The sequence below is a fragment of the Xanthomonas hyacinthi genome (assembly GCF_009769165.1).
GTDB classification, from domain to species: Bacteria; Pseudomonadota; Gammaproteobacteria; order Xanthomonadales; family Xanthomonadaceae; genus Xanthomonas_A; species Xanthomonas_A hyacinthi.
The window spans coordinates 3,758,750-3,783,978 of the sequence record NZ_CP043476.1 but is presented as its reverse complement, the minus strand read 5'-3'; the positions used below and the strand labels follow the sequence as shown (position 1 = coordinate 3,783,978).

General features: G+C 70.8%; 20 protein-coding genes. 10 read left to right on the top strand and 10 right to left on the bottom strand.

Going from position 1 to position 25,229, the window contains the following annotated elements; all coding sequences use genetic code 11:
* Positions 1 to 51 precede the first annotated feature (51 nt).
* Complete coding sequence (locus tag FZ025_RS16605) at positions 52 to 3,057, bottom strand: sensor histidine kinase (RefSeq protein ID WP_053057183.1); 3,006 nt, start codon at positions 3,055 to 3,057, stop codon at positions 52 to 54.
* Between the two features lie 176 nt (positions 3,058 to 3,233).
* Between FZ025_RS16605 and FZ025_RS16600 the strand changes: the two genes are divergently transcribed.
* The gene (locus tag FZ025_RS16600; RefSeq protein ID WP_046978440.1) at positions 3,234 to 3,632 is read left to right on the top strand and encodes a hypothetical protein; all 399 of its coding nucleotides are present in this window, start codon (positions 3,234 to 3,236) and stop codon (positions 3,630 to 3,632) included.
* Between the two features lie 144 nt (positions 3,633 to 3,776).
* Positions 3,777 to 4,262: a helix-turn-helix domain-containing protein gene (locus tag FZ025_RS16595; protein ID WP_104557901.1), complete on the top strand. Its 486-nt coding sequence runs from the start codon at positions 3,777 to 3,779 to the stop codon at positions 4,260 to 4,262.
* Between the two features lie 67 nt (positions 4,263 to 4,329).
* On the opposite strand, the gene FZ025_RS16590 is transcribed toward FZ025_RS16595, so the two are convergent.
* Positions 4,330 to 4,941, bottom strand: coding sequence for a superoxide dismutase (locus FZ025_RS16590; RefSeq protein ID WP_104557899.1), 612 nt, complete (start codon positions 4,939 to 4,941; stop codon positions 4,330 to 4,332).
* Positions 4,942 to 5,259: 318 nt separating this feature from the next.
* Here FZ025_RS16590 and FZ025_RS16585 point away from each other — a divergent pair, with 318 nt between their 5' ends.
* Positions 5,260 to 5,733 (top strand): guanyl-specific ribonuclease, encoded by a 474-nt coding sequence (locus FZ025_RS16585; RefSeq protein WP_046981234.1) that lies wholly within the window; start codon positions 5,260 to 5,262, stop codon positions 5,731 to 5,733.
* A complete protein-coding gene (locus FZ025_RS16580) occupies positions 5,730 to 6,176 on the top strand; it encodes a barstar family protein (RefSeq protein ID WP_046981233.1) in 447 nt (148 codons plus the stop codon). The genes FZ025_RS16585 and FZ025_RS16580 overlap by 4 nt, the downstream gene beginning before the upstream one ends.
* Positions 6,177 to 6,276: 100 nt before the next feature.
* Here FZ025_RS16580 and FZ025_RS16575 read toward each other — a convergent pair whose 3' ends face one another.
* Complete coding sequence (locus FZ025_RS16575) at positions 6,277 to 8,166, bottom strand: ATP-binding cassette domain-containing protein (protein WP_046981232.1); 1,890 nt, start codon at positions 8,164 to 8,166, stop codon at positions 6,277 to 6,279.
* 368 nt (positions 8,167 to 8,534) lie between these two features.
* Between FZ025_RS16575 and dbpA the strand changes: the two genes are divergently transcribed.
* A complete protein-coding gene (gene dbpA, locus FZ025_RS16570; protein WP_046981231.1) occupies positions 8,535 to 9,911 on the top strand; it encodes an ATP-dependent RNA helicase DbpA in 1,377 nt (458 codons plus the stop codon).
* 220 nt (positions 9,912 to 10,131) lie between these two features.
* Here the strand turns inward: dbpA and FZ025_RS16565 are convergent, their stop codons facing one another.
* From FZ025_RS16565 to FZ025_RS16555, 3 genes are all read right to left on the bottom strand, one after another.
* Positions 10,132 to 10,689, bottom strand: a complete 558-nt coding sequence (locus FZ025_RS16565) for an adenine phosphoribosyltransferase (RefSeq protein WP_046981230.1) — start codon at positions 10,687 to 10,689, stop codon at positions 10,132 to 10,134.
* Between the two features lie 84 nt (positions 10,690 to 10,773).
* Positions 10,774 to 13,896 (bottom strand): efflux RND transporter permease subunit, encoded by a 3,123-nt coding sequence (locus FZ025_RS16560; protein ID WP_046981229.1) that lies wholly within the window; start codon positions 13,894 to 13,896, stop codon positions 10,774 to 10,776.
* Positions 13,897 to 13,902: 6 nt separating this feature from the next.
* Positions 13,903 to 15,057, bottom strand: coding sequence for an efflux RND transporter periplasmic adaptor subunit (locus tag FZ025_RS16555; protein ID WP_046981228.1), 1,155 nt, complete (start codon positions 15,055 to 15,057; stop codon positions 13,903 to 13,905).
* A gap of 62 nt (positions 15,058 to 15,119) precedes the next feature.
* Here FZ025_RS16555 and FZ025_RS16550 point away from each other — a divergent pair, with 62 nt between their 5' ends.
* Positions 15,120 to 15,824, top strand: coding sequence for a TetR/AcrR family transcriptional regulator C-terminal domain-containing protein (locus tag FZ025_RS16550; RefSeq protein WP_244292391.1), 705 nt, complete (start codon positions 15,120 to 15,122; stop codon positions 15,822 to 15,824).
* Between the two features lie 4 nt (positions 15,825 to 15,828).
* On the opposite strand, the gene FZ025_RS16545 is transcribed toward FZ025_RS16550, so the two are convergent.
* Positions 15,829 to 17,382: a protein adenylyltransferase SelO gene (locus FZ025_RS16545; RefSeq protein WP_046981227.1), complete on the bottom strand. Its 1,554-nt coding sequence runs from the start codon at positions 17,380 to 17,382 to the stop codon at positions 15,829 to 15,831.
* Between the two features lie 325 nt (positions 17,383 to 17,707).
* Here FZ025_RS16545 and FZ025_RS16540 point away from each other — a divergent pair, with 325 nt between their 5' ends.
* The gene (locus FZ025_RS16540; RefSeq protein ID WP_046981226.1) at positions 17,708 to 18,604 is read left to right on the top strand and encodes an alpha/beta hydrolase; all 897 of its coding nucleotides are present in this window, start codon (positions 17,708 to 17,710) and stop codon (positions 18,602 to 18,604) included.
* Positions 18,605 to 18,660: 56 nt separating this feature from the next.
* Here the strand turns inward: FZ025_RS16540 and FZ025_RS16535 are convergent, their stop codons facing one another.
* The 3 genes from FZ025_RS16535 to FZ025_RS16525 form a co-directional block, all read right to left on the bottom strand.
* A complete protein-coding gene (locus FZ025_RS16535) occupies positions 18,661 to 19,356 on the bottom strand; it encodes a glutathione S-transferase family protein (protein WP_046981225.1) in 696 nt (231 codons plus the stop codon).
* Between the two features lie 175 nt (positions 19,357 to 19,531).
* Complete coding sequence (locus tag FZ025_RS16530; protein ID WP_046981224.1) at positions 19,532 to 19,741, bottom strand: cold-shock protein; 210 nt, start codon at positions 19,739 to 19,741, stop codon at positions 19,532 to 19,534.
* Between the two features lie 451 nt (positions 19,742 to 20,192).
* Complete coding sequence (locus FZ025_RS16525; RefSeq protein ID WP_046981223.1) at positions 20,193 to 21,110, bottom strand: pseudouridine synthase; 918 nt, start codon at positions 21,108 to 21,110, stop codon at positions 20,193 to 20,195.
* A gap of 42 nt (positions 21,111 to 21,152) precedes the next feature.
* Here FZ025_RS16525 and FZ025_RS16520 point away from each other — a divergent pair, with 42 nt between their 5' ends.
* The 3 genes from FZ025_RS16520 (at position 21,153) to FZ025_RS16510 (ending at position 25,154) form a co-directional block, all read left to right on the top strand.
* Complete coding sequence (locus FZ025_RS16520; protein WP_046981222.1) at positions 21,153 to 21,698, top strand: YaeQ family protein; 546 nt, start codon at positions 21,153 to 21,155, stop codon at positions 21,696 to 21,698.
* Positions 21,695 to 22,891 (top strand): BaiN/RdsA family NAD(P)/FAD-dependent oxidoreductase, encoded by a 1,197-nt coding sequence (locus tag FZ025_RS16515; RefSeq protein ID WP_104557892.1) that lies wholly within the window; start codon positions 21,695 to 21,697, stop codon positions 22,889 to 22,891. Before FZ025_RS16520 ends, FZ025_RS16515 begins: the two co-directional genes overlap by 4 nt.
* 190 nt (positions 22,892 to 23,081) lie before the next feature.
* On the top strand, positions 23,082 to 25,154 hold the full coding sequence (locus FZ025_RS16510; protein ID WP_046979219.1) for a GGDEF/EAL domain-containing response regulator: 2,073 nt from the start codon (positions 23,082 to 23,084) through the stop codon (positions 25,152 to 25,154).
* The last annotated feature ends 75 nt before the right edge of the window (positions 25,155 to 25,229 follow it).

Genomic DNA, 25,229 nt, shown 5'->3' with positions numbered 1-25,229 from the left:
GCACGGACGACACTTCGCTCACTTCGGCTCGCTCACTTCAGGTCGCTCACTTCAGTCGGTTCCCGGCAGCCATTGGCGCAGGCGGCACCATAGCCGGTTTCGCGCCGGTTCGCGGTAGGCGCGGCGCGCCGGCAGGCGCAGATTGAGCTCGGTGCCCATGCCCGGCCGCGACCACACGTCCAGCCGCGCCTCGATGCGCCGCGCGCGCTCCTGCATGCCGGTCAACCCCCAGTGTCCGGCGCGGCCGCCGGCGGCCAGTACCTGCGGTTCGATGCCGCGGCCGTCGTCGCGAAAGCGCAGCCGCAGCGCGTCGCGGCCGTAGGCGATCTCGACCTCGATGCTGCTCGCCTGCGCATGCCGGAACGCGTTGAGCAGCGCCTCGCGGCCGAGCTGGTACAACTCGTCGGCGACCAGCGGCTGCAGCGGCAGCGGCGTGCCTTCGACCAGCACCCGCCGCTGCAGCTGCGACTGCGCACCCAGTTCCTCGAGCATGGCGGCGAAGGCGCTCGGCAGCGAGGGCGTGGACCCGGCGCTGGCGCGCAGGCCCTCGACCCGGTCGCGGCCCTGCTCCAGCGCCTGTTCGGCGCGATCGAGCGTGCCCTCCAGCTCGCGCCGCAGCGGCGCGGCGGCCGGCAGCGTGTCCAGCGCCGCATGGGTGCGCAGGATCAGGCCCTGGTAGCCCTGCAGCAAGGTGTCGTGCAGCTCGCGGGCGATGCGCTCGCGCTCCTGGTAGCGCTCCTCCAGGCGCAGCCGCAGTCGCGTGGCCAGCTGGCGCATGCGCAGCAGGTACAGCGCCGACAACGCCAGCAGCAGCGCCAGCAGGCACAGCGTCCAGAACGCCGGGGTCTGCACGAAGCGCGGCGCGATGCCGAAGCGCAGCATGGCGCCGTGCCTGTTCCAGACCCCGTCGTTGTTGGCGGCGATCACCTGGAAGCGGTACTGCCCCGGGCGCAGGTTGGTATAGAACGCCTCGCGGCGCCCGCCGGCATCGCGCCAGGTCTCATCCACCCCGTCCAGGCGGAAGCGGAAGCGCATCCGCTCCGGCGAGGTCAGGCTGGTCGCGGTGTAGGCGATCTGCACGCGCGTGGTGCCCTTGGGCAGCCGCAGCGGCGCATCCAGCGGCAGCGACCGCTCGTTGGCGAACAGCGCGCGCACGAACACCTGCGGCGGCCACGGATTGCGCCACAGGTGCCGGGTGTCGATCCAGGCCAGGCCCTGGCTGGTGGCCAGCCACACCAGCCCATCGCCGTCGCGCGCCGCGGTGCCGCTGCGGTTGGCCTGCAGCGCCAGGCCGGGCAAGCCGTCGGCGGCGCCGTAGTAGACGGGCTGCAGCGTCGTGTCGGCGGCACCGAGCGCCGCATCGAGCTGGCGCCGGCCGATCCGCGACACGCCCACCGCGCCGTTGAGCCACAGCTCGCCGTCGTCGCTCTCGGCGATGCCGGTGATGCCGCGCAAGCCCGGCGCGCGCGACGGCGGCAGCGTGACGAAGCGCGCGCCGCGCCATTGCGCGATGCCCAGTTCGCCGGCCACCAGCAACGCGCCGGCGCCGGCATGGATGGTATTGACCCGGCCGACCTGCAAGCCCTCGTCGGCCGCGAATACGCGGACCTGCTCGCCGCGCAGCTGCCGCACCTGGCCGGATGCATAGCCGAACCAGTAGCGGCCCTGCGCGTCCTCGGCGATCGCGGTGCAGGTGGCCTGCGGTAGCCGCGTCTGCCGTATCCACTGCCCGTCGCGGTAGCGGAACACGCCATGTTCGGCGACCGCGATCCAGGCATCGCCGGCACGATCGGACAGGAACGCGCGCACCTGCCGCGGCGCGAACCCGGCCGGCAGCGCGGCCTCGACCCGGCGCCCGTGGCGCAGGCGCACGATGCCGTCGGCGCCGAGCACCCAACCACTGTCGCGCAGCCGCGCATACTCCTGCGCCAGCGGCGCGCCGCGCAGCAGCCGCGCGGCCGCGGCGCGGTCGGCGCGGAACATGCCCTGCGGATCGGAGACCAGCACGCTGCCGTCGGGCTGCGCATGCACTTCGACCGCGCCGGCCTGCGCGCCGGGCTGGCCGGGCAGCGCCATCACGTTGCGTTGCCGGTAGCGGTTGAGGCCGAGCGTGCTGCCGATCCAGACATTGCCCTCCTTGTCCTCCAGCACCGGCGCGGCGTAGTCGGAGGCCAGCCCGTCGCTGCGGCGGAACTGCTCCAGCCGCGGCGCGCGCGGATCCTCCAGCATCACCCGCACCGCGCCGCGCGCCTGGAAGTCGGACAGCCACAGGCTGCCGTCGCGGGCGAAGCCCATGCGCCGTGCCGCCAGCGTGCGCAGCGCCGGCACCGCGCGTTGCGCCGCCGGCGGCAGCAGCGTGCCATCGGCGCCGGTGATGGCCCGGGTGCCGCCGCGCCGGTCCGACAGCCAGATGCGGCCGTCCGGGCTTTCCGCCAGCACCGCGTACAACAGGGTGGCGATGCCGGTCGGCTCGAAGCGGCGCGCGCCCGGGCGCAGGCGCAGCACGCTGTCGCCGCTGCTCACCCACAGCACCCCGCGGCGGTCGCGCAGCAGCCAGTCGGCGCGCGCGGACGGATACCCCCAATCGGCGCCGATCCGCTGCCAGCGGCGGCCGTCGAAGCGGGCCAGCCCGGCCCAGGTCGCCGCCCACAACGTGCCCTGCGCGTCCAGTTCCAGCCGCGCCACCGGCCCGGCCGGGAAGCCCTCGGCCGGGCCGTACTGCAGCAGCCGATCGCCTTGCAGCAGGCTGGCGCCGCCGTCGAAATAGCCCAGCCACATGCGCCCGTCCGGCAACACCGTCAACGCGGTCACGTTCTGCGACAGCAGGCGCATGCCGTGCGCCGGCTCGTGGCGCTCGAAGCGCTCGCCATCGAAGCGGTACAGGCCGAAACCGGTAGCCATCCACAGATAGCCGTCGCCCGACTGCGCCAGCGCCCACACGTCCGCCGGCGCACCCTGCTCCACCCGCCAGGCGGTGTTGTGCAGCGGCGTCGGCCGCAACGGCGTCGGTATGGCGGCGGCAGGCGGCGCCGCGAAGGCCAGGCCGAGCACCAGCATGGCGCCCGCCCAACCCCGTCTTCGCAGACTTCGCACTGCGCTCTCTCTCGCTCGCAAAAAGGAAAACCGGATTTTCGACGGGTGCGCCGACCCCGCCAACGCCCCCGATCGAGGGATGTTGCGCTACCCCGAATACGGCTAGGCCGACGTGCTGCGCCGACCATAGCCTGCGGGCCATGCAACGACTTTACTCCATGTTCCCCGGCGGCAGCGCCGGACTCGGGCTGCTGGCCCTGCGTCTGTTCCTGGCGCTGAGCCTGTGGCCGTCCACCGCCAGCAGCGCATGGGCGCTGCCGCCGACCTGGCGGTGGGCGACGCTGGCGCTGGCGCTGCTGACGGCCGCCGGCGCGCTCACCCCGCTGGCCGCCGCGCTGGCCTGCGCGGCGCCGGCCGTGGCGCTGTGGCATGGCACCACGGCAACGGGCGCGGCGCTGCTGGCGGCACTGCCGGCGCTGGCGCTGGCGCTGCTCGGGCCGGGCGCCTATTCGCTCGATGCGCGCTGTTTCGGCCGGCGCCTGCTGGTGTTGCCGCGCGAACCGGCACAGACCTCGCAGCGGAATCCCCCGAACGGGTGAGCATCCGCTCTGCCGGATTGGGGTGGCCGCGACGCGGCGCCGACAGCAGCATGGACAGGTCCCGGAAACGCTGTCCACGCACAGACCGCAGGCGCCAGCGCAGATCCCGCGCGTGCGTTTCCGGCGCCTCCCAGGAGACACGCCATGCCCCATCCCCACGCTCCCGCCTCGCGTTCCACCGCCACCGCCACCGCCCGCCCGCCCGCTGCCAGCGCCGCCGGCAAGGGCCTGCGCCCGTGCGCACTGGCCCGCGCCCAGCACTACATCGACCACCATCTGGCCGAGCGCATCGGCCTGGCCGACATCGCCAACGCCGCCTGCGTCAGCCGCTACCACTTCGCCCGCATGTTCCGCCTGAGCACCGGCCACAGCCCGATGCAATACCTGCTGCAACGGCGCATCGAACGCGCCCGGCAACTGCTGCTGAGCCCACGCCATTCGGTGGGCAGCGTGGCCTACGAACTCGGCTTCTTCGACCAGAGCCACTTCGTCAACAGCTTCCGCCGGGTCACCGGCGCGACTCCGGGCTGGTATGCGCGGCACAACCGCGACAGCGCCGATGCCGACGCACCAGGCGCAGCGCGCGACGGCGCGGCCGGCAGCGCCCGGCTGTGCCGGCCGGCCGCATAGGCGCCCACGCGGCAACGAAAAAGGCCGGGCGAACCCGGCCTTTTCCGCAACGGCGTAACCCGCGCGATCAGGCGATCGCGGCGTGGTAGCGGCGCTCGACTTCGTTCCAGTCCACCACGTTGAAAAACGCGCCGATGTAATCCGGACGGCGGTTCTGGTACTTCAGGTAGTAGGCGTGTTCCCACACGTCCAGGCCCAGGATCGGGGTGTTGCCCTCGAACAGCGGGCTGTCCTGGTTGGCGGTGCTTTCGACCACGAGCTTCTTGTCCGGGGTCACGCTCAGCCACGCCCAGCCGCTGCCGAAGCGGGTCAGCGCGGCCTTGGTGAAGGCTTCCTTGAACTTGTCGAAACCGCCCAGCTCGCTGTCGATCGCCTTGGCCACGTCGCCGACCGGGGTGCCGCCAGCATTGGGCGCCATCACCGTCCAGAACAGCGCATGGTTGGCGTGGCCGCCACCGTTGTTGCGCACCGGACCCTGCAGGTTTTCCGGCAGCGACTTCAGCCTGGACACCAGCGCCTCGACCGGCAGGTCGGCGTATTCGGTGCCTTCCAGCGCGGCGTTGACGTTGTTGATGTAGGTCTGGTGATGCTTGGTGTGATGGATTTCCATCGTCTGCGCATCGATGTGCGGTTCCAGCGCGTCGTAGGCGTAGGGCAGCTTGGGGAGGGTGTAGGCCATGTAATTCTCCTGGACTTTCGCCCGCCGGAAGGACGGACGTTGCGTGATGAATGGTAGGGACGAGCGGCGACCTTACCAAGACCGGCGTTGGGGAAACATCGTCCCATCGCGCGGCGGCGGTGGCGGCCGTCGCCGCGGTTCGGCGGTTACGATGCGCCAGCACCCGGTTAGTCGAATGTGAATCGAGCGCCGGCAGCGCGCGCAACGCCAGCGGCCACCATGGCCTGCGGTTTGAGCACGAACAGCCGCGCTCGCCCATACTGTGCCGCTGCTGCGCCACGACGCGGCGCCCGCCGTTCCCACTGGAGCCTTCCCCCGATGCGCAAGCCCGTGCTACTGATCGCCGCGATCGTGCTGCTCGCCGCAGGCCTGTGGGGCATCCGCGCATTGCAACAGCCGCCGCATCCGCAGTTCGCGCCCGCGCTCAGCAACCCCGCTGCGCTGCCGGCACCGGCACCGGCGCAAGCGCCTGCCACGCCGGCGGCGAGCGCGGACGACACGCTGCCAGCGTTCCTGCCGCCCGAAGCGCGCGCCAGCATCGCCCTGATCCAGCGCGGCGGTCCGTTCCCGCACCGCCAGGACGGCAGCGTGTTCGGCAACCGCGAAAACCGGCTGCCGTCGCGCCCGCGCGGCTACTATCGCGAATACACCGTCGACACGCCGGGGCTGGAGCACCGCGGGACGCGGCGCATCGTCACCGGCGGCGACCCGCCGGACGTCTGGTACTACAGCGACGACCACTACGCCAGTTTCCGCAGTTTCAGCATCGCCTCCCGGAGGCCGTCGCCATGAACGCTTTCAACTTTTCCCTGAACCTGGCCGAGCCGGCCGCCTCCGGCGTCTACCGCGTCGCCAACAGCGACCTGGACAGCATCGCCGCGCTCGCCCGCGACGCCGGCCTGCGGCTGTGCCGGATCGACCTGCGCGGCTGCAGCAGCAAGCCGATGCTGCTGATGCGGCTGGCCGCGCAGCTGGATTTCCCGATCGGCTTCGGCCGCAACTGGGATGCGTTGATGGACGGCCTGCGCGACCTGTCGTGGCTGCCGGCCAAGGGCGGCTATGCGCTGCTGCTGGAAGACGCGGCCGAGCTGCAATCGGTGGCGAAGAAGGATTTCGACGTGCTGCTGGAACTGCTCGACGACGTGGCCAAGGAATGGGCCCAGGACGGCATCGCCTTCGTCGCCTTCGTCGGCCTGCTGACCGGCGACGAGGAGGAGGAAAGCCGGGACCCGTAACGGCAGCAGCACCGCCGCTTCCGAATCCCGCTGCCCGATCCAATCCGGGCGACCACCGTTACTCGAGGCCATGCTTTTCCGGGACCCGGGTCCCGGCTCTTTACCCGTCCAGCTCGCTCCAGCGCGCATAGGCCGTATCCAGCTCGGCCTGCGCCTGGGTCAGCGTCTGGGTATGCGCGGTCACCGCCGCCGCATCGCGCTGGTAGAACGCCGGCTCGGTCATCGCGGCGGTCAATGCCGCGACCTGCTGCTCCAGCGTCTCGATCCGCACCGGCAGCTGCTCCAGCTCGCGCGCATCCTTGTAGCTGAGCTTGCGCTTGGCCGCCGGTGCGGCAGCGGCCGCGCCCGTCGGCGTGGTGGCGGCCACGGTCGCCGAAGCCCTGGCCACCGCCATCGCGCTGGCTGGCGGCGCGGCGCGCTGGCGCACCCAGTCGCTGTAGCCGCCGACGTATTCGCCGATGCGGCCGTCGCCTTCCATCACCATGGTCGAGGTCATCACGTTGTCGATGAAGTCGCGGTCGTGGCTGACCAGCAGCAAGGTGCCGGTGTAGTCGCCGAGCAGCTCTTCCAGCAGCTCCAGCGTCTCCACGTCCAGATCGTTGGTCGGTTCGTCCATCACCAGCAGGTTCGACGGCTGCGCGAACAGCCGCGCCAGCAGCAGGCGGTTGCGCTCGCCGCCGGACAGGCGGGTGATCGGCGCGCGCGCGCGTTCCGGGGTGAACAGGAAATCCTGTAGATAGCCGTGCACGTGCTTGCGCTTGCCGTTGACCTCGATGAAGTCGCGGCCCTCGGCGACGTTCTCGATCGCGCTCCAGTCCTCGCGCAAGGTGGCGCGGTACTGGTCGAAGTAGGCCACCTGCAGGTTGGTGCCGGTGCGCACCTCGCCGCTGGCCGGGCTCAGCTCGCCCAGCAGCAGCTTCAGCAGCGTGGTCTTACCGCTGCCGTTGGGGCCGATCAGGCCGATGCGGTCGCCGCGCAGGATGGTGCTGGAGAAATCGCGGACCATGCTCCGCGCGCCGAAGGCGAAGCTCAGCTCCCTGGCCTCGATCACCTTCTTGCCCGAGGACTCGCCCTGCGCCGCCTCCATGCGCACGTTGCCGCCGAGCTCGCGGCGCTGGGTGCGCTCGTTGCGCATCGATTCCAGGCGCCGCACGCGGCCTTCGTCGCGGGTGCGGCGCGCCTTGATGCCCTGGCGGATCCACACTTCTTCCTGCGCCAGCATCTTGTCGAAGCGCGCGTTCTCCTGCGCCTGCGCGTTGAGCCGCTCCTCGCGGCGGCGCTCGTAGTTGGCCCAGTCGCCGGGCCAGCTGCTGACCTGGCCGCGGTCGATCTCGACGATGCGCGTGGCCAGGGCGCGCAGGAAGCGGCGGTCGTGGGTGACGAACACCACGCTGCCGTTCCAGCCCTTCAGGAACAGTTCCAGCCAGTCGATCGCCTCGATGTCCAGATGGTTGGTCGGCTCGTCGAGCAGCAGCAGGTCCGGCGCCGACACCAGCGCGCGCGCCAGCAGCACGCGCCGCTTCATGCCGCCGGACAGCCGCGCGAACTCGGCGTCGCCGTCCAGGTCGAGCCGGGTCAGGGTCTCGTTGACCCGCTGGTCCAGCGCCCAGCCGTTGGCGCCGTCGATCTTGGACTGCACCGCGCCCAGCGCATCGCCATCGAACTCGGCGGCATGGCTGAGCCGGTGGAACTCGGCCAGCCAGTGGCCGAGCTCGCCCAGGCCGTCGGCGACCACGTCGAACACGCTGCCGGCGGCGCCGTGCGGCACCTCCTGCTCCAGCCGCGCAATGCGCACGCCCTGCTGGACGCGGATCTCGCCGTCGTCGGGCTTGAGCTCGCTGGCGATCAGTTTCATCAAGGTGGATTTGCCGGCGCCGTTGCGGCCGATCAGGGCGATACGCTCGCCCGGCTCGATCGACAGTTCGGTCTTTTCCAGCAACAAGGGGCCGCCGACGCTGTAGTCGACGTTCTGCAGAGTGATAAGAGGCATGGGGGCATTGTACGGGACGGGGGAATACAGGCATCGCTACCGTCCTTCGGCAGGTGGCTCGTCGTGGACCGACGGCACGTACTGCCGTCCCCTTCTCCCTGCGGGACCATGGCCCCCTTTTTGGGGGAAGGTGCCCCGAAGGGGTGGATGAGGGCACGGGCGAAGCCTTCAAAATTAATCTGCGCGCCGGACAGTCGGTGCCGGCGTACCCTCACCCCAACCCCTCTCCCGGTGGGAGAGGGGCTACCGCGACTTCAGCGCTTTTGGTGCGCCTCAGAAGGCGGCCGTGCTTCGCTTAGGCTTCGCACCTTCCCAGTCCCTGGTCCTCAATCCCGGCGTCTCCTCCCCAGTCCCGGCTAAAATGCCGCATGAACGATTTCGCCACCCTGTCCCTCTCCCCGGCGCTGGCGCCCGGCATCGACGCGCTCGGCTACACCACGATGACCCCGGTGCAGGCGCAGAGCCTGCCGCCGATCCTGGCCGGCCGCGACGTCATCGTGCAGGCGCCCACCGGCAGCGGCAAGACCGCCGCGTTCGGCCTGGGCCTGCTGCACAAGCTGGACCCGGCGCTGACCCGCGCGCAGGCGCTGGTGCTGTGCCCGACCCGCGAACTGGCCGACCAGGTCGGCAAGCAGCTACGCAAGCTGGCCACCGGCATTCCCAACATGAAGCTGGTGGTGCTGACTGGCGGCATGCCGCTGGGCCCGCAGCTGGCCTCGCTGGAGGCGCACGACCCGCAGGTGGTGGTCGGCACGCCCGGGCGCATCCAGGAACTGGCGCGCAAGCGCGCGCTGCACCTGGGCGGGGTGCGCACGCTGGTGCTGGACGAGGCCGACCGCATGCTCGACATGGGCTTCGAGGAGCCGATCCGCGAGATCGCCAGCCGCTGCGACAAGCACCGTCAGAGCCTGCTGTTCTCGGCCACCTTCCCCGACGCGATCCGCACCCTGGCGCGCGAGCTGCTGCAGGAACCGGTCGAGGTCACCATCGAAGGCGCCGACAGCGCGCCGGAGATCGAGCAGCAGTTCTTCGAAGTCGACCCGAGCTACCGGCAGAAGGCGGTGGCCGGGCTGCTGCTGCGCTTCGCCCCCGAGTCCAGCGTGGTGTTCTGCAACACCCGCAAGGAGGTCGACGAGGTGGCCGGCTCGCTGCAGCAGTTCGGCTTCTCGGCGCTGGCGCTGCACGGCGACATGGAACAGCGCGACCGCGACGAGGTGCTGGTGCGCTTCGTCAACCGCAGCTGCAACGTGCTGGTCGCCAGCGACGTGGCCGCGCGCGGACTGGACGTGGAGGACCTGGCGGCCGTGCTCAACTACGAACTGCCGACCGATACCGAGACCTACCGCCACCGCATCGGCCGCACCGCGCGCGCCGGCAAGCGCGGCCTGGCGCTGAGCCTGGTGGCGCCGCGCGAGCTGGCGCGCACGCAGGCGCTGGAGGCCGAACAGGGCCAGCCGCTGCGCTGGTCGCGCGCGCCGCTGGCCACCGCGCGCCCGGCGCAGCTGCCGCAGGCGACGATGACCACGCTGCGCATCGACGGCGGCAAGACCGACAAGCTGCGCGCCGGCGACATCCTCGGCGCGCTGACCGGCGACGCCGGCTTGTCGGGCGCGGCGATCGGCAAGATCGCGATCTACCCGACCCGCTCCTATGTCGCCATTGCCCGCGAGCACGCCGGCCGGGCGCTGGGGCAACTGCAGGCGGGCAAGATCAAGGGCCGCCGCTTCCGGGTCAGCACGCTGTGACAAGCTGTGAACGCGCTGCCGCAGGTGCTGCAGTCGCTGCAGTCGCTGCAGCAGGACGAGGACGGCAGCGCCTGCAGCGCGGCGGTACCGGTGCACTGGCTGCAGGTGGTCTATCCGCATTGACGCAGCGGCCGCGGTGGGCGTTCGCCACCGCCGTGTCCGCTGCGCCGCCGGCGCCGCCGGCGCCGCGCCGCGGGCGATTGCCCCGCCTCGGCCGGCCTCAATAGGTCAGCGTCGCCAACAGCGGCACTGCATCGCTCCAGCGTTCGCGCCCCTGCAGCGCCTGCAGCTCGACCAGCACCGCGGCGCCGACGATCTCCAGTTGCAGCTGCCGCGCCAGCGACAGCGCCGCGCGCAAGGTGCCGCCGGTGGCGAGCACGTCGTCCACGATCAGCACCCGCGCGCCGGCCGGCAGCGCGTCGGCATGCATTTCGATGCGGTCGCTGCCGTATTCCAGCGCATAGTCCTGGCTCACCGTCCTGCCCGGCAGCTTGCCCGGCTTGCGGATCGGCACGAAGCCGGTGCGCAGTTCGTGCGCCAGCGCCGCGCCCAGGATGAAACCGCGCGACTCGATGCCCAGCACCGCGTCCAGCGGCGTGGTGCGCCAGGCACGCGCCATCTCGTCCAGCGCCGAGGCGAAATCCGGGCCGTCGGCCAGCAGCGGGGTGATGTCCTTGAACACGATGCCCGGCTTCGGGAAATCGACGACATCGCGGACGCGGCCGGACCAGTGGGCCGGTGCGCCGCTGGGCGCGCCGCAGCAGGAGGAATCGTTCATCGGGACGTCGCAGTGTGGGGAAGCGCCCATTTTAGGCGCAAGGCGGCGCCGCGCAGCGGCACCGTCTTAGCCGTTCATGGCGACTCACGCGGCCGGCGCGGCCTGGCTGTCCCCCACCCGGCCATGCAGCAGGCCGCGCACCCGCACGAAGAACAGCGGCACCAGCAGCACCGCCAGCAGCGTGCCCGAGAGCATGCCGCCGATCACGCTGACCCCGATCTCGCGGCGGCTGGCCGCGCCGGCGCCGGTGGACAGCGCCAGCGGCAGCACACCGGCGACGAATGCCAGCGAGGTCATCACGATCGGCCGCAGGCGCAGCCGCGCACCTTCCAGCGCCGCCTCCAGCAGCGGCCGCCCGGCGCGCTGCTCGGCCTCGGCGAACTCCACGATCAGGATCGCGTTCTTCGCCGACAGACCGATCGTGGTCAGCAGGCCGACCTGGAAATAGATGTCGTTGACGAAGCCGGCCAGCGTGGTCGCCACGACCGTGCCGAGCACGCCCAGCGGAATCACCAGCAGCACCGCCACCGGGATCGACCAGCTTTCGTACAGCGCCGCCAGGCACAGGAAAATGAACAGGATCGAGGCGATGTACAGCCACAGCGTCTGATTGCTCGACAGCTGCTCCTGGTAGGACAGGCCGCTCCACTGCAGGTCGAAGCCCTGCTGCTTGGCGACCAGCGCCTGCATCCGCTGCATCGCCTCACCGGAACTGCTGTCGGCCGCCGCACCGCCCTGGATCTGCGCCGCCGGCAGCCCGTTGAAGCGCTGCTGCAGCTGCGGCCCGCGGGTCCAGTGGGTACTGGCGAAGCTGGCGAACGGCGCCATCTGCCCGTCCTTGCCGCGCACGTACCACTGGCCGATGTCTTCCGGCAGCGAGCGGTACGGCGCATCGCCCTGCACGTAGACGCGCTTGACCCGGCCGCGATCGACGAAGTCGTTGACGTAGCTGCCGCCCCACGCAGTGGAAAGAGTGGTGTTGATATCGCTCTGCGCCAGGCCCAGCGCGCTGGCCTGGGCCTGGTCGATATCCACCTGCAGCTGCGCCTTGTCGCCCAGGCCGTTGAGCCGCACCGCGGTCAGCTGCGGATCGTCGCCGGCCTCCTGCAGCACCTGCTGCTGCGCCTTCAGCAAGGCCGGACGGCCGGCGCCGTCGCTGTCGCGGATCCACAGCTCGAAACCGCTGGACTGGCCCAGGCCGCGCACCGCCGGCGGCGACAGCACGCTGATCCTGGCGTCGGCAGTGCCGCGGAAATACGCATTGGCGCGGTCGATGATCGCCTGTGCGGTGTTGTCGCGATTGCGCTCGCCCCACGGCCGCAGCGCGACGAAGGCCTGGCCGGCGTTCTGCCCGGTGCCGGCGTTGTTGCGCCCGATCACCATGAAGATCGCGGTGAGGTTGTCCTTCTCGTGGGCCATGAAGTACTCGCTGATGCGCCGGCCCAGCGCCTCGGTCCTGGCCAGCGGCGTGCCTTCGGGGGTGGTGAACTGGATCTGCACCTGGCCCTGGTCCTCCACCGGCAGGAAGCCGGTCGGCATGCGCGCATACAGCGCCGCCATCGCCAGCACGATCGCCACGTACAGCGCCATCCAGCGCCGCGGCTGCCGCAGCAGCGTGCCGAGCCGGCGCTGGTAGGCCTGCTGGCCGCGCTCCACACCGCGGTTGAACCAGCGGAAGAAGCGTCCGAGCTGGCGCTGCTTTTCCACCGGCTTGAGCAGGGTCGCGCACAGTGCCGGGGTCAGGGTCAGCGCGACCAGCGCCGACAGCGCCATCGCCGAGGCGATGGTGATCGAGAACTGGCGGTAGATGATGCCGGTGGAGCCGCCGAAGAACGCCATCGGCAGGAACACCGCGCCCAGCACCACGGTGATGCCGATCAGTGCGCCGGTGATCTCGCCCATCGATTGCTCGGTCGCCTCGCGCGGCGGCAGATGCTGCTCGTGCATGATCCGCTCGACGTTCTCCACCACCACGATCGCATCGTCCACCAGCAGGCCGATCGCCAGCACCATCGCGAACAGGGTCAGCGTGTTGATGGTGAAGCCGGCCGCGGCGAGGATGCCGAACGTGCCCAGCAGCACCACCGGCACGGTGATCGCCGGGATCAGCGTGGCGCGGCCGTTCTGCAGGAACAGGAACATCACCACCACCACCAGCACGATCGCCTCGGCCAGGGTGTGCACCACGCCTTCGATCGACACGCGCACGAACGGCGTGCTGTCGCGCGGATAGGCCACTTGAATGCCCGGCGGGAAGGTCGGCTTGAGCTGCTCGATGGTGGCGCGCACCGCATCGGAGGTGGCCAGCGCATTGGCCCCGGAGGACAGCGTCACCGAGAAGCCGGAGGCCGGATGGCCGTTGAGCCAGGTGCTGTTCTGGTAGTTCTCCGCGCCGATCTCCACCCGCGCCACGTCGCCCAGGTGCACGCTGGAGCCGTCGGCCCGGGTGGCCAGGATGATGCCGCGGAACTGCTCGGGGGTCTGCAGCCGCGACTGCGCGGTCACCGTGGCGTTGAGCGCCTGCTCGGCGCCGGTCGGCAGCGCGCCCAGTTCGCCGGCGGTGACCTGGGTGTTCTGCGCCTCGATCGCGCTGCGCACGTCGCCGGGCATCAGCTGGTAGGCGTTGAGCTTGTGCGGGTCCAGCCACACGCGCATCGCGTACTGCGCGCCGAACACGTTGATCTCGCCGACGCCGTTGATGCGGCTGATCGGATCCTGCAGCGTGCTGACCAGGAAGTCGGAGATGTCGACGTTGTCGAGCTTGTCGGTGCTGTCGTACAGCGCCACCACCATCAGGCTGTCGCCCTGCGACTTGGCCACGGTCACGCCCTGCTGCTGCACTTCCTGCGGCAGCCGGTTCAAGGCCTGGTTGACCGCGTTCTGCACCTGTACCTGGGCGATGTCGGGATTGGCGGCCTGGTCGAAGGTGATGCTGATCCGCGCCTGCCCGGACGAGGAACTGGTCGAGGAGAAATACAGCAGGTGATCGATGCCCTTGATCTGCTGCTCGATCACCTGGGTGACGCTGTCCTCCACCGTCTGCGCCGAGGCGCCGTTGTAGGTGGCGGTGACGTTGACCGTGGGCGGGGCGATATCCGGATACTGCTCCACCGGCAGGGTGAACACGGCGATGGCGCCGGCGGCCATGATGCAGATCGCCAGCACCCAGGCGAAGATCGGGCGGGCGATGAAGAAGCGCGCGAGCATGCCGGCTCAGCCCTGGCCGGCGGCAGCGGCGGCCGGCTTGACCGTCACCTTGGCGCCGTCGCTGAGTCCCTGCCGGCCCTCCACCACCACCCGCTCGCCGGGCTTGAGCCCGTCGCCGACCAGCCAGCGGTCGCCGACCGCGCGCAGCGTGGTGAACCGGCGCTGGCGCACGATGTTGTCCGCGCCCACCACCCAGGCCTGCGCGTCGCCGCGCGGGGTACGGTCCACCGCCGCCTGCGGCACCAGCAGCGCCTGCTGACGGATGCCCTGGCCGACGATCGCGCGCACGTACATGCCCGGCAGCAGCTGCGCGTCGGGATTGGGGAAGCGCGCGCGCAGGGTCACGCTGCCGGTGGTTTCCTCCACGTCGATGTCGGCGAACTGCAGCGTGCCCGGCAGCGGATAGTCGCTGCCGTCGGACAGTTTCAGGCGCACTTCGGCGGCGGCCGGCTGCACCCCGCCGCCAGCGATCGCGCGGCGCAGCGCCAGGAACTGGCTGCCGGACTGGGTGATGTCCACGTTCATCGGGTCCAGCTGCTGGATCTTGGCGATCGCATCGGCCTGGCTGGCGGTGACCAGCGCGCCCGGGGTCACCCGCGCGCGGCCGATGCGGCCGCTGATCGGCGCCTCCACCGTGGCGAAGCGCAGCTGGGTGCGCGCGGTGTCCAGCGCGGCGCGGTTGGCGGCGCGGCTGGCCAGCGCCTCCTTGTAGGTGGCCTGGGCGTCGTCCACGTCCTGCTGCGCGGCCAGCCGGGTCTTGCCCAGCTCGCGATAGCGCTCGGCACGCAGCTTGGCGGTGGTCAGCGTGGCCTCGGCGGTGGCCAGGTTGGCCTGCGCCTCGTTGGCCGCGGCCTGGTACAGGATCGGCTCGATCTGGAACAGCGGCTGCCCGGCGCGCACCATCGCGCCCTCTTCGAACAGCCGCTTGCGCAGGATCCCGCCGACCTGCGGGCGCACTTCCGATTCTTCCGACGCAGCGGTGCGCCCGGCCAGTTCGGCGCTCAGCGGCACGCTTTGCGGCTGCAAGGTCACCACCCCCACGGTCCTGGCCTGCGCCGGTGGCGCGGTGCGCTCGCCCTTGCAGCCGGCGAGCGTGACGAGAGCAAGGAACAGCAACAACGACAGCGTGCGGCGAGAACGCTGGGCGAAGGGCGCGGGCATGCGCTTGATCCTGGGGACGGAGCGGAGCATCATTTAATTTACTTAAAGACAAATAAATAAGCATGAAGGATCGCACAATCGCCCGCGCCACGTCCCCTCGCGCCGCCCCGGTGGCCGCCAAGGCGGGCGTGGTTGCGCCGGCCGGCCGCCAGCGCGGGCGTCCCGCGCTGGCGCGGCCCCGGTTGCTGCGCGCCGCGCGCGAGCTGCTGCTGGAGCACGGCCTGGAGGTCTCGCTGGAGCAGATCGCGCTGCACGCCGGGCTGACCCGGCAGAGCCTGTACAACCATTTCTCCAGCAAGGCCGAGCTGCTGATGCAGGTGTTCGAGGCGCTGAACGAAGAACTGCAGGCGCAGCTGGAGAACATCGGCGATGCGGCCTCGCAGGACCTGCCGCGCGCGTTGCAGCACATCGCGCTGACCGTGCAGGCGCACCTGTACGCGCCGTCCTCGCTGCGCCTGCACCGGCTGCTGGTGCAGGCCAGCGCGCAGCTGCCGGAGCTGCTGCAGTCGATGCACCAGCGCCGCACCGGGCGCCTGCGCCAGCGCCTGAGCGACCTGCTGCAGATGCTGGATGCGCGCGGCGACGTGCGCGTGGCCTCGCCCGCGCTGGCCGCCAGCGCCTTCATCGGCGCGGCGATCGGCTATGCCTATCCCGGCGCGATGCTCAACGGACAGGCCCCGGATCGCGACAGCCAGCAGGCGCTGGCCGCGGAAGTGGTGAGCAGCTTCCTCGCCGCCTGGCGCTATCGCGCCGTGCCGGCGCGCTGACGAGCTAGGAACTGCACGACAGCATCGAGCACCCGGCGCGCGCACGCGCCCAGTCCGGGCGCCGCGCCGCGAACGCCTCGCGCCCCGGCTGCTCGTCGTAGGGATGGCGCATCACCTCCAGCAGTTCAGCGATCCCGCTGGGGTCGCCCTGCTCGGCGCGGTCGATCGCCTGCTGCGCCAGGTAGTTGCGCAGCACGTAGCGTGGGTTGGCCGCGCGCATCTTGGCCATGCGCGCGGCCGCCGGCAGCGGATCGGCCTGCAGCCGCTGCGCATAGCGCGCCAGCCAGGCCTCGAACGCCGGCGCCTGCGCGGCCAGCTTGGCCGGGTCGTAGAACGCGTCGGCCAAGTCCGCCAGCATCGGCACCTGTGCCGCGCTCAGCCCGCGGAACCACAGGGTCATGTCCACCTCGCCCTGCTGCAGCAGCTGCAACAGATCCTGCATCAGCGCCAGGTCGGCCGCGCCGCATTCGGCCAGGCCGAGCTTGGCCGCGGCGGTGTCGCGTTCGGCCTGCGCGTACGCCGCACGAAAACGCGCGAGCCCGGCCTGCAGCGGCGCCACGTCGGCGAACAGCGGCGCCAGCGCCTGCGCCAGCCGGGTCAGATTCCAGTACGCGATCTGCGGCTGGGTGCCGAAGCGGTAGCGGCGGCCCTGCGCATCGGTGGTGTTGGGCGTCCAGTCCGGATCGTAGTCGTCGATCCAGCCATACGGCCCGTAATCAATGGTCACGCCCAGGATCGACATGTTGTCGGTATTCATCACCCCATGCACGAAGCCGACCCGCATCCACTGCGCCACCATCGCCGCGGTGCGCGCGCAGACCGCGCCGAACCAGTCGGCATAGCGCGTGGCGCCCTGCGCCTGCAAGGCGGGGAAATCGCGGTCGATGACGAAGTCGGCCAGCTGCCGCAGCAAGGCCGTATCGCCGCGCGCGGCCGGCAGCTCGAAACTGCCGAAGCGCACGAACGACGGCGCCACCCGGCACACCACCGCGCCCGGCTCGGCGCGCGGATGGCCGTCGTAGAACATGTCGCGCACCACGCGCTCGCCGCTGGCGACCAGGCTCAGTGCGCGCGTGGTCGGCACACCGAGGTGGTGCATGGCCTCGCTGCACAGGAATTCGCGGATCGACGAGCGCAGCACCGCACGGCCATCGGCGCCGCGCGAATACGGCGTGCGGCCGGCGCCCTTGAGCTGCAGCTCCCAGCGCCGTCCGTCCGCGCCCAGCGCCTCGCCCAGCGCGATCGCGCGGCCGTCGCCGAGTTGCCCGGCCCAGTGCCCGAACTGGTGGCCGCCGTAGTTCGCCGCGTACGGCCGCATCCCCGGGTAGAGCGTGTTGCCGGCGAAGACCTCGACGAACTGCGGCGCCAGCACCTCTGGTTCCGACAGCCCGAGCAGCGCCGCCACCTCGCGCGAATGGGCAAGTAGCTGCGGCGCGGCCACCGGGGTCGGCGCGACCTGCGACCACAACGCGCCCAGCACCTCGCGCAGGCGCGGGCCATGCTCGGGATCGCCGGGCAGCTCGGCGGTGAAACGGTTGTCGAAGCGCAATGGCGGCATAGGCGCCAGCTTACAGCCCCTCTCCCACCGGCGACCGAAGGAAGTCCCCGTGGGAGACAGGGGTTGGGGTGAGGGTGCGGCGCGAAGCGTCTCGCTGTGTTTGGGTGCACGAGGCCAGCCGGACCCTCATCCGCCCCTGCGGGCCACCTTCCCCCAAAAAGGGGGCCATGGTCCCGGCAGGAGAAGGGAACGATGAACTGCGGCCGAGACAGCGCATCCGCAGCGGCGTCGCCCGCGCAATTGCCGGCAGCGCCGCCGACGCCATGCACTCGCTGCCGACATGCGCATGCGGCATGCTCCCGCTCCTTTCCTGCAGGTACCGCCCATGTCCGAACGTTCGCCGTTGCCGCCGCGCTGGCCGCGCCACCTGCTGGTCGCGCTGTCCTCGCTGCTGGTCTCCGCCTGCAGCAGCGTGTTCTTCGGCGGCCTCAACGCCGGCTCCGCGCGCCAGGGGCTGAGCGAGCAGCGCGGCATCGTGTTCGATGCCGCGCATGGCCTGAAGCTGGACGTCTACCGCCCGGCCGCGGTGCAGGACGCGCCGGTGGTGGTGTTCTTCCACGGCGGCACCTGGAAGACCGGCAACCGCCAGCAGTACCGCTGGGTCGGCGAGGCGCTGGCGCGGCACGGCGTGGTCGCGATCGTGCCGGACTACCGCAAATACCCGCAGGTGACCCTGGACGGCTTCATGCGCGACGCCGCCGCCGCGGTGGCCTGGAGCCGGCGCCATGCCGCCGAACATGGCGGCGACCCGCGCCGGCTGGTGCTGATGGGCCACTCCGCCGGCGCGCACATGGCCGCGCTGCTGGCCAGCGACGGCCGCTGGCTGCAGGCGCAGGGCCTGTCGCCGCGGCAGCTGTGCGGCCTGGTCGGCCTGGCCGGTCCCTACGACTTCCTGCCACTGACCGATCCCGACCTGATCGGCATGTTCGGCCGCGACCCGGCGCAGCAGCGGCGCTCGCAGCCGGTGGCCTTCGTCGATGGCGACGAACCGCCGGCACTGCTGCTGCACGGCGCCGACGACCGCGTGGTCGAACCGGACGACAGCCGCTCGCTGCAAGCGGCCTTGCAACGCGCCGGCGTGCCCGCCGACCTGAAGATCTATCCAGGCGTCGGCCATCTGCGCCTGGCGCTGGCGCTGCGCAAGGACGATCCGGCGCTGCCGGTCATGGCCGACAGCATCGCCTTCGTGCGCCAGTGCCAGCCGCGCATGCCGCCACCGTGAAGCGGCACGGCACGGCGCGGCGTGTCGAGCGCCCGCGCCGCGCGCCGCGCTCGGCCTCAGCCGGCCTTGCCGCTGCCGAGCAGCTCGAACGGCCCGCCCTGCTGCAGCGCGCGCTGGTAGGCCGGGCGCTGCTCGATGCGCTGCACGAAGCCGGCCAGGTTCGGATAGGCTTGCAGCCCGGCACGCGCAGCCGCGGCCTGCACCGGGAAGCTCATCTGCACGTCGGCGGCGGTGAAGCGCTCGCCGGCGAACCAGCCGGTGGCGGCCAGCTCGCGCTCCATCCAGTCCAGGTGCAGCGTCAGTTGCGGACCGACGAAGCGGTGCATCGCCTTGTCGACGATGGCACGGGCGACCGGCCGCGCGAAGAATGGCATCTTCGCCGAACGGATGCGCCCGAACACCAGGCTCATCAGCAGCGGCGGCATCGCCGAGCCTTCGGCGTAATGCATCCAGTAGCGGTAGCGCAGGCGCTCGGGCGCCTCCAGCGGCTGCGGCGACGGCGACAGCGCGCGCTCGGTGTCGTAGCGCTCCACCAGGTAATCGAGGATCGCGCCGGATTCGGCCAGCACCTGGCCGTCGTCGACCAGCACCGGCGACTTGCCCAGCGGATGGATCGCGCGCAGTTCCGGCGGCGCCAGCATGGTCTGGCTGTCGCGCTGGTACTTGACCACCTGGTAGGGCAGCGCCAGTTCCTCCAGCAGCCACAGCACGCGCTGGGAACGGGACTGGTTGAGGTGATGGACGCTGATCATGGCGACGGCTCCGGAGGACGCGGGGCCAGCAATGGTAGCCGCACGCAGCGACAGGCCGCGCATGCATGCGGCCGCCGGCCGATCCCGGCAATCGGGCGCCCCCAATGCACAAACAAAAACGCCGGAAGCTTGCGCTCCCGGCGTTTTGACAAGCTTGCGGTAGCTGGCGTCTAAATCAGACGGCCTGCACCTGGTCAGCCTGCATGCCCTTCTGGCCCTGGACGGCCACGAAGGTCACTTTCTGGCCTTCCTGCAGCGACTTGAAGCCGGTGCCCTGGATGGCACGGAAGTGCACGAACAGGTCCGCGCCGATTTCCGGGGTGATGAAGCCGAAGCCCTTGGCATCGTTGAACCACTTCACGGTACCAGTCTGACGATCGCTCATTTACTAACTCCTGAAACATTGAATTGACGAAAATCGCAGCCACCGGGTATCGGGGCCGAGACTGAGTTGCAGGCGTTGGTAAAGCGGAACGATGAAGCGGATCGCGAGATCAACCACACCAGGCCACGATTCACGGTGACCCTAGCAAACACAGTGGAATGCACCATACGCGGGTCGTTCGCAAAAAGCGACAAGTTTGTGTAGACAAACCGCGATTGCTCACAAAAGAGGCTGAACCCCGGCCTAAGTTCTCGCCGATCTGGCCGACACGCCCATTGTTCTGCGCAAATTGCGCGGCTCCCTGGCAACCCCGCACCCGCACATTCAGCCGCTCCCGCAGCCTTGACGCACTGAGGCGGTGGCGACTGTCGCAACGACAACAAAATGCCGCCCACCATGTTCGCCCTGCCCAGGGTCGCGCGCCTCGGCGCCAGCGTCCGCACTGTATCGGCTATGCCGACGGCCAGGCCAGGGTCTGCGCACTGGCGAAGCAGCGCGCCTGCCCGCTGAGCGGATCCTCGAACGCCAGCCCGCACGCCAGCCCGCACGCCAGCAAGTGCAGCGTGTCGGCGGCTTCGTCCTCCTCCTTCGCGCGCAGCTGCGGATACAGCGCATCGCCCAGGATCGGCGCACCCAGCGCCGCCATATGCACGCGCAACTGGTGCTTGCGCCCGGTCACCGGCGCCAGCGCATAGCGCCACAATGGTCCCTCGGGCGCGTCCAGCACCGCGATCCGGGTCAGGCTGTTGGCCTCGCCGTCGGCCTCGGCCATGCGGAAGAACGGTTCGCCGCGCACCAGCCGGCTGGCGCGCAGCAGCGGGAACGCCTGCCTCGGCAAGGCCGGGGCCAGCGCCTGGTAGGCCTTGGCGATGCGCCGCTCGCGGAACAGCGCCTGGTAGGCGGCGCGGCTGCCCGGATCGGCCGAGAACAGCACCAGCCCGGCGGTGGCGCGGTCCAGCCGGTGCAGCGGCACCAGCGCCGGATTGCCCAGCCGCGCCACCAGCCGCGCCAGCAAGGTCTCGCGCAGGTAGCGCCCGGACGGGGTCACCGGCAGTCCGTGCGGCTTGTCGGCCACCACCAGATGCGCATCGGCATGGACGATGCGCTCCACCCCGGCGATCGGCGCCTCGTCGGCGACCTCGCGGAAATAGCGCACGTCCAGCCCGACCCGGTACGGCAGCGACGCCGGCAACGGCTGCCCGTGCAGGTCCTGCACGCGGCCGCGGGCGCAGCGGTCCTGCCACTGCGCCCGCGACACCTGCGGGAAGCGCGCGCACAAGCCGTCCAGCAGGGTCGGCCACGGCCCTGGCGGCAACTGCCAGCGGCTCGGGGCCGGAACCAATGCGGACGGTGGGCGGGGATCGGACATCGCCACGCATTATCATGGCCGCCCTTTGATCCCGGTAGCCGCATGGCCCTCACCGCCACCCTCCGCAAGGCCGAGCTGCAGATTTCCGACATGGACCGCGGCTATTACGCGGCGCATGCGCTGACCCTGGCCCAGCACCCGTCCGAGACCGACCAGCGGCTGATGGCGCGGCTGCTGACCTTCGCCCTGTTCGCCGAGGAACGTCTGCTGTTCGGCAAGGGCCTGAGCAGCGACGACGAACCGGACCTGTGGCGGATGGACTACACCGGCGCGATCGAGCAATGGATCGAGGTCGGCCAGCCCGACGAATCGCGCGTCCGCAAGGCCTGCGGCCGCGCGCGTGAGGTGGTGGTGGTCAACTACGGCGGCCGCGTCGCCGACATCTGGTGGGAGAAGAGCGCCTCCGGCCTGCTCAAGCTCAAGCCGCTGCAGGTGGTCGACCTGCCCGGCGACGCGGTGGCGTCGGCCGCCGAACTGATCCAGCGCAGCATGCGCTTCGACGTGGTAATCCAGGACGGCGAAGTGCAGCTGCTCGGCGACGACGGCAGCGTCACCTTCACCCCGACGGTGCGCAAAGCCGCGGCATGAACGCGTGCGCCGAGCCGATCCGGGTCGACGTCGCGGTCATCGGCGCCGGCGCCGCCGGGCTGATGTGCGCGCTGAGCGCCGGCCGGCGCGGGCGCCGCGTGCGGGTGATCGAGCACGCCAGCAAGGTCGGCAAGAAGATCCTGATGTCCGGCGGCGGGCGCTGCAACTTCACCAATACCGGCACCGGCCCGGGCAATTTCCTGTCCGCCAACCCGCACTTCTGCAAGTCGGCGCTGGCGCGCTACCGCCCGGCCGATTTCGTCGAGATGGTCGAGCGCCACGCCATCGCCTATCACGAGAAGGAACTGGGCCAGCTGTTCTGCGACATCTCCTCCAAGCAGATCGTGCGCATGCTGGTGGACGAATGCGACGCAGCCGGGGTGACCATCCGCACCCAGTGCGCGGTGCGCGGCGTGGAACGCGGCAGCGAGGGGTTCCGCATCGACAGCGACGACGGCCCGGTGCACGCCGCCTCGCTGGTCGTGGCCAGCGGCGGGCTGTCCATTCCCAGCCTGGGCGCCAGCGGCTTCGGCTACGAACTGGCCCGCCAGTTCGGCCACGCCGTGCTGCCGACCCGTGCCGGGCTGGTGCCGCTGACCCTCAGCGGCAAGCACCAGGAACGCCTGCAGGACCTGTCGGGGCTGGCGCTGCCGGTGGAAGCCAGCTGCAATGGCGCCAGCTTCCGCAACTTCATGCTGATCACCCATCGCGGCATCAGCGGCCCGGCGATCCTGCAGATCTCCTCGTACTGGCAGCCGGGCGACGACCTGCGCCTGGACCTGCTGCCCGGGCAGGACGCGGCCGCGTGGCTGCGCGAGCACAAGCGCCTGCGCGGCGCCGCCGAGCTGCGCACGGTGTTGGGCGAGGCGCTGCCGCGCCGCTTCGCGCAGCGGCTGTGCGAGGTGTGGCTGCCGGACAAGCCGCTGCGCCAGCTCGACGAACCGCAGCTGCGCGCCGCTGCCGCCCTGCTCGGCGCCTGGCCGCTGGTGGCCAGCGGCACCGAGGGCTACCGCACCGCCGAGGTCACCCTGGGCGGCGTGGACACCGGCCAGGTGTCGTCGGCGACGATGGAATCGCGCCAGCTGCCAGGCCTGTACTTCGTCGGCGAGGTGCTGGACGTGACCGGCTGGCTGGGCGGCTACAACTTCCAGTGGGCCTGGGCCTCGGGCCATGCGGCCGGCGGCGTGGCCTAGCGGCCGGGAATGGGGAATAGGGAATGGGGACTCGAAACACTGCCCATTGCTTGGGCGCTGCTCGGCCCGCCCGCGAACGTTCAGACACGACAGCCCGCTCTTGCGACTCCCCATTCCCTATTCCCCATTCCCGGCCGACATGGACGCCGCTGCAGGCATCGTGTATTAAACCCCGTCTCCGGGAGGCTTCATGCAAACAGGCAAAGACACCACCCTGCGCCTGATGATCGTCGACGACAGCGGTGAAAACGCCGAAGCGATCGTCAGCAGCCTGCGCAACAGCGGCATCGCGGTGCGGCCGTCGCGGCCGCAGCACGCCGAGGAACTGGGCGCCATGCTCGCCGCGCAGCCGATCGACCTGGTGCTGAGCGCGCGCTCGCAGGCCATCCCGCTACCGCAGGTGCTGCAGCGCGTGGGCGCCAGCGGCAAGGACATCCCGGTGATCCTGCTCGCCGACAGCATCGACGAGAACGAATGGGTCGAGGCGGTGGCCGGCGGCGCGCGCGCGATCGCGCTGCGCCAGCGTCCCGAGCACCTGCTGTCGGTGCTGCGCAACACCTGGGCCGACCTGCATGCGCGCCGCGGCCTGCGCCGGATCGAGGCGCAGATGCGCGAGACCGAGCGCCGCTGCGACGCGCTGATCGCCTCCTCGCGCGATCCGATCGCCTACATCCACGAAGGCATGCACATCCGCGCCAACGACGCCTACCTGGAGATGTTCGGCTTCGAATCGTTCGACGATGTCGAGGGCGTGTCGCTGCTGGACATGGTCGCGCCGCAGCACGTGGAGGAATTCAAGCAATTGCTGAAGTCGCTGGGCAAGGGCGAACCGCCGCCGGCGCAGTACCAGGTCGATGCACGCACCATGGAGGGCGAGAGCTTCCCGGCGACGATGGAGTTCGCCACCGCCAGCTACGAGGGCGAGGCCTGCGTGCAGGTGGTGTTCCGCCGTCGCGAGGAATTCGATCCGGAACTGGCGCGCGAGGTCGAGGACCTGCGCCAGCGCGACCAGGTCACCGGCCTGCTCAACCGCCCGACCTTCATGCTGGCGCTGGAGAACGCGGTGGCCCAGGTCGGCCGCGGCGACGGCTATTACGGCTTCCTGCTGGTCGAGCCGGACCACTACACGCGGCTGCTGGCCGACATCGGCCTGGACTCGGCCGACGCGCTGGTGGCGGCGCTGGCCCGGCACCTGGCCGCGGCGATCGACGGCGACGTGCAGGCGGCGCGCTTCGGCGAGCACAACTTCGCGCTGCTGCTGCAGGGCGACTATGGCCGCACCTCGGCGCAGGCCGAGCGCCTGCTCAACGCCTACGCAGCGCACGTGTTCAGCGTCGGCGAGCGCTCGGCCACGGTCACCGTCAGCATCGGCGGCGTGCAGATCGGCGAGAAGATCGCCACCGTCGGCCAGGTCCTGGCCCGCGCCAGCGAGAATGTGCAGGCCACGATCGAACTGGGCGGCAACGCCTGCAAGATCTTCGACCCCGGCGCCGCCGACCGGGTCGAGGAAGCGCGCATCCAGCGCTGGGTGCAGCAGCTGCGCGAGGCGCTGGCCGGCGACGGCTTCCTGCTGCATTACCAGCCGGTGCTGAACCTGCAGGGCGAGCCGCACGAACTGTACGAGGCCTACCTGCGCCTGGAGCGCAACGACGAGATCATCGGCCCCACCACCTTCCTCGGCATCGCCGCCGAACACGGGCTGATGGCCGAGATCGACCGCTGGGTGGTGGCGCGCGCGATCGCGGTGATCGGCGCGCGCCAGCGCGCCGGCCATGCCACCAGCCTGCTGGTCAAGATCAGCCCGGATGCCTTCGCCGATCTGCAGATGGTGGAGCTGATCCGCCGCGAACTGGCCGCGCACGGCGTCCCCGGCGAGCGCCTGTGGCTGCAGACGCCCGAGGCCAAGGTGTTCACCCACCTGCGCAACGCGCAGCAGTTCCTCAGCGCCGCCACCGGCCTGGGTTGCAAGGTCGGGCTGGAGCAGTTCGGTTCGGGCCTGGACTCGTTCCAGCTGCTGGCGCACTTCCAGCCCTCGTTCCTCAAACTGGACCGCGGCTTCACCCAGGATCTGGCGCAGACCCGCGAGCACCAGGAAAAGATCCGCGAGATCACCGAGCGCGCGCAGTCGGCCGGGATCCGCAGCATCGCCGAGTTCGTCGCCGACGCCACCTCGATGAGCCTGCTGTTCAGCGCCGGCGTGGACTACGTGCAGGGCGAGTTCGTCGGCCTGGCGGGACCGGAGATGACGTTCGATTTTGCCTGAGGGCCGGGATTGGGGATTGGGGATTGGGGATTCGCCAAGACCGAACGCCGCCGCTGCGGCTGAAACCCTGAAACG

Coding starts and splice junctions, on each gene's coding strand:
- FZ025_RS16580 (WP_046981233.1), top strand. CDS start 5,730: ATGAACGCTTTCAACTTTTCCCTGAACCTGGCCGAGCCGGCCGCCTCC.
- FZ025_RS16535 (WP_046981225.1), bottom strand. CDS start 19,356: ATGATCAGCGTCCATCACCTCAACCAGTCCCGTTCCCAGCGCGTGCTG.
- FZ025_RS16560 (WP_046981229.1), bottom strand. CDS start 13,896: ATGCTCGCGCGCTTCTTCATCGCCCGCCCGATCTTCGCCTGGGTGCTG.
- FZ025_RS16555 (WP_046981228.1), bottom strand. CDS start 15,057: ATGCCCGCGCCCTTCGCCCAGCGTTCTCGCCGCACGCTGTCGTTGTTG.
- FZ025_RS16585 (WP_046981234.1), top strand. CDS start 5,260: ATGCGCAAGCCCGTGCTACTGATCGCCGCGATCGTGCTGCTCGCCGCA.
- FZ025_RS16520 (WP_046981222.1), top strand. CDS start 21,153: ATGGCCCTCACCGCCACCCTCCGCAAGGCCGAGCTGCAGATTTCCGAC.
- FZ025_RS16510 (WP_046979219.1), top strand. CDS start 23,082: ATGCAAACAGGCAAAGACACCACCCTGCGCCTGATGATCGTCGACGAC.
- dbpA (WP_046981231.1), top strand. CDS start 8,535: ATGAACGATTTCGCCACCCTGTCCCTCTCCCCGGCGCTGGCGCCCGGC.
- FZ025_RS16590 (WP_104557899.1), bottom strand. CDS start 4,941: ATGGCCTACACCCTCCCCAAGCTGCCCTACGCCTACGACGCGCTGGAA.
- FZ025_RS16565 (WP_046981230.1), bottom strand. CDS start 10,689: ATGAACGATTCCTCCTGCTGCGGCGCGCCCAGCGGCGCACCGGCCCAC.
- FZ025_RS16525 (WP_046981223.1), bottom strand. CDS start 21,110: ATGTCCGATCCCCGCCCACCGTCCGCATTGGTTCCGGCCCCGAGCCGC.
- FZ025_RS16530 (WP_046981224.1), bottom strand. CDS start 19,741: ATGAGCGATCGTCAGACTGGTACCGTGAAGTGGTTCAACGATGCCAAG.
- FZ025_RS16575 (WP_046981232.1), bottom strand. CDS start 8,166: ATGCCTCTTATCACTCTGCAGAACGTCGACTACAGCGTCGGCGGCCCC.
- FZ025_RS16600 (WP_046978440.1), top strand. CDS start 3,234: ATGCAACGACTTTACTCCATGTTCCCCGGCGGCAGCGCCGGACTCGGG.
- FZ025_RS16605 (WP_053057183.1), bottom strand. CDS start 3,057: ATGCTGGTGCTCGGCCTGGCCTTCGCGGCGCCGCCTGCCGCCGCCATA.
- FZ025_RS16540 (WP_046981226.1), top strand. CDS start 17,708: ATGTCCGAACGTTCGCCGTTGCCGCCGCGCTGGCCGCGCCACCTGCTG.
- FZ025_RS16515 (WP_104557892.1), top strand. CDS start 21,695: ATGAACGCGTGCGCCGAGCCGATCCGGGTCGACGTCGCGGTCATCGGC.
- FZ025_RS16550 (WP_244292391.1), top strand. CDS start 15,120: ATGAAGGATCGCACAATCGCCCGCGCCACGTCCCCTCGCGCCGCCCCG.
- FZ025_RS16545 (WP_046981227.1), bottom strand. CDS start 17,382: ATGCCGCCATTGCGCTTCGACAACCGTTTCACCGCCGAGCTGCCCGGC.
- FZ025_RS16595 (WP_104557901.1), top strand. CDS start 3,777: ATGCCCCATCCCCACGCTCCCGCCTCGCGTTCCACCGCCACCGCCACC.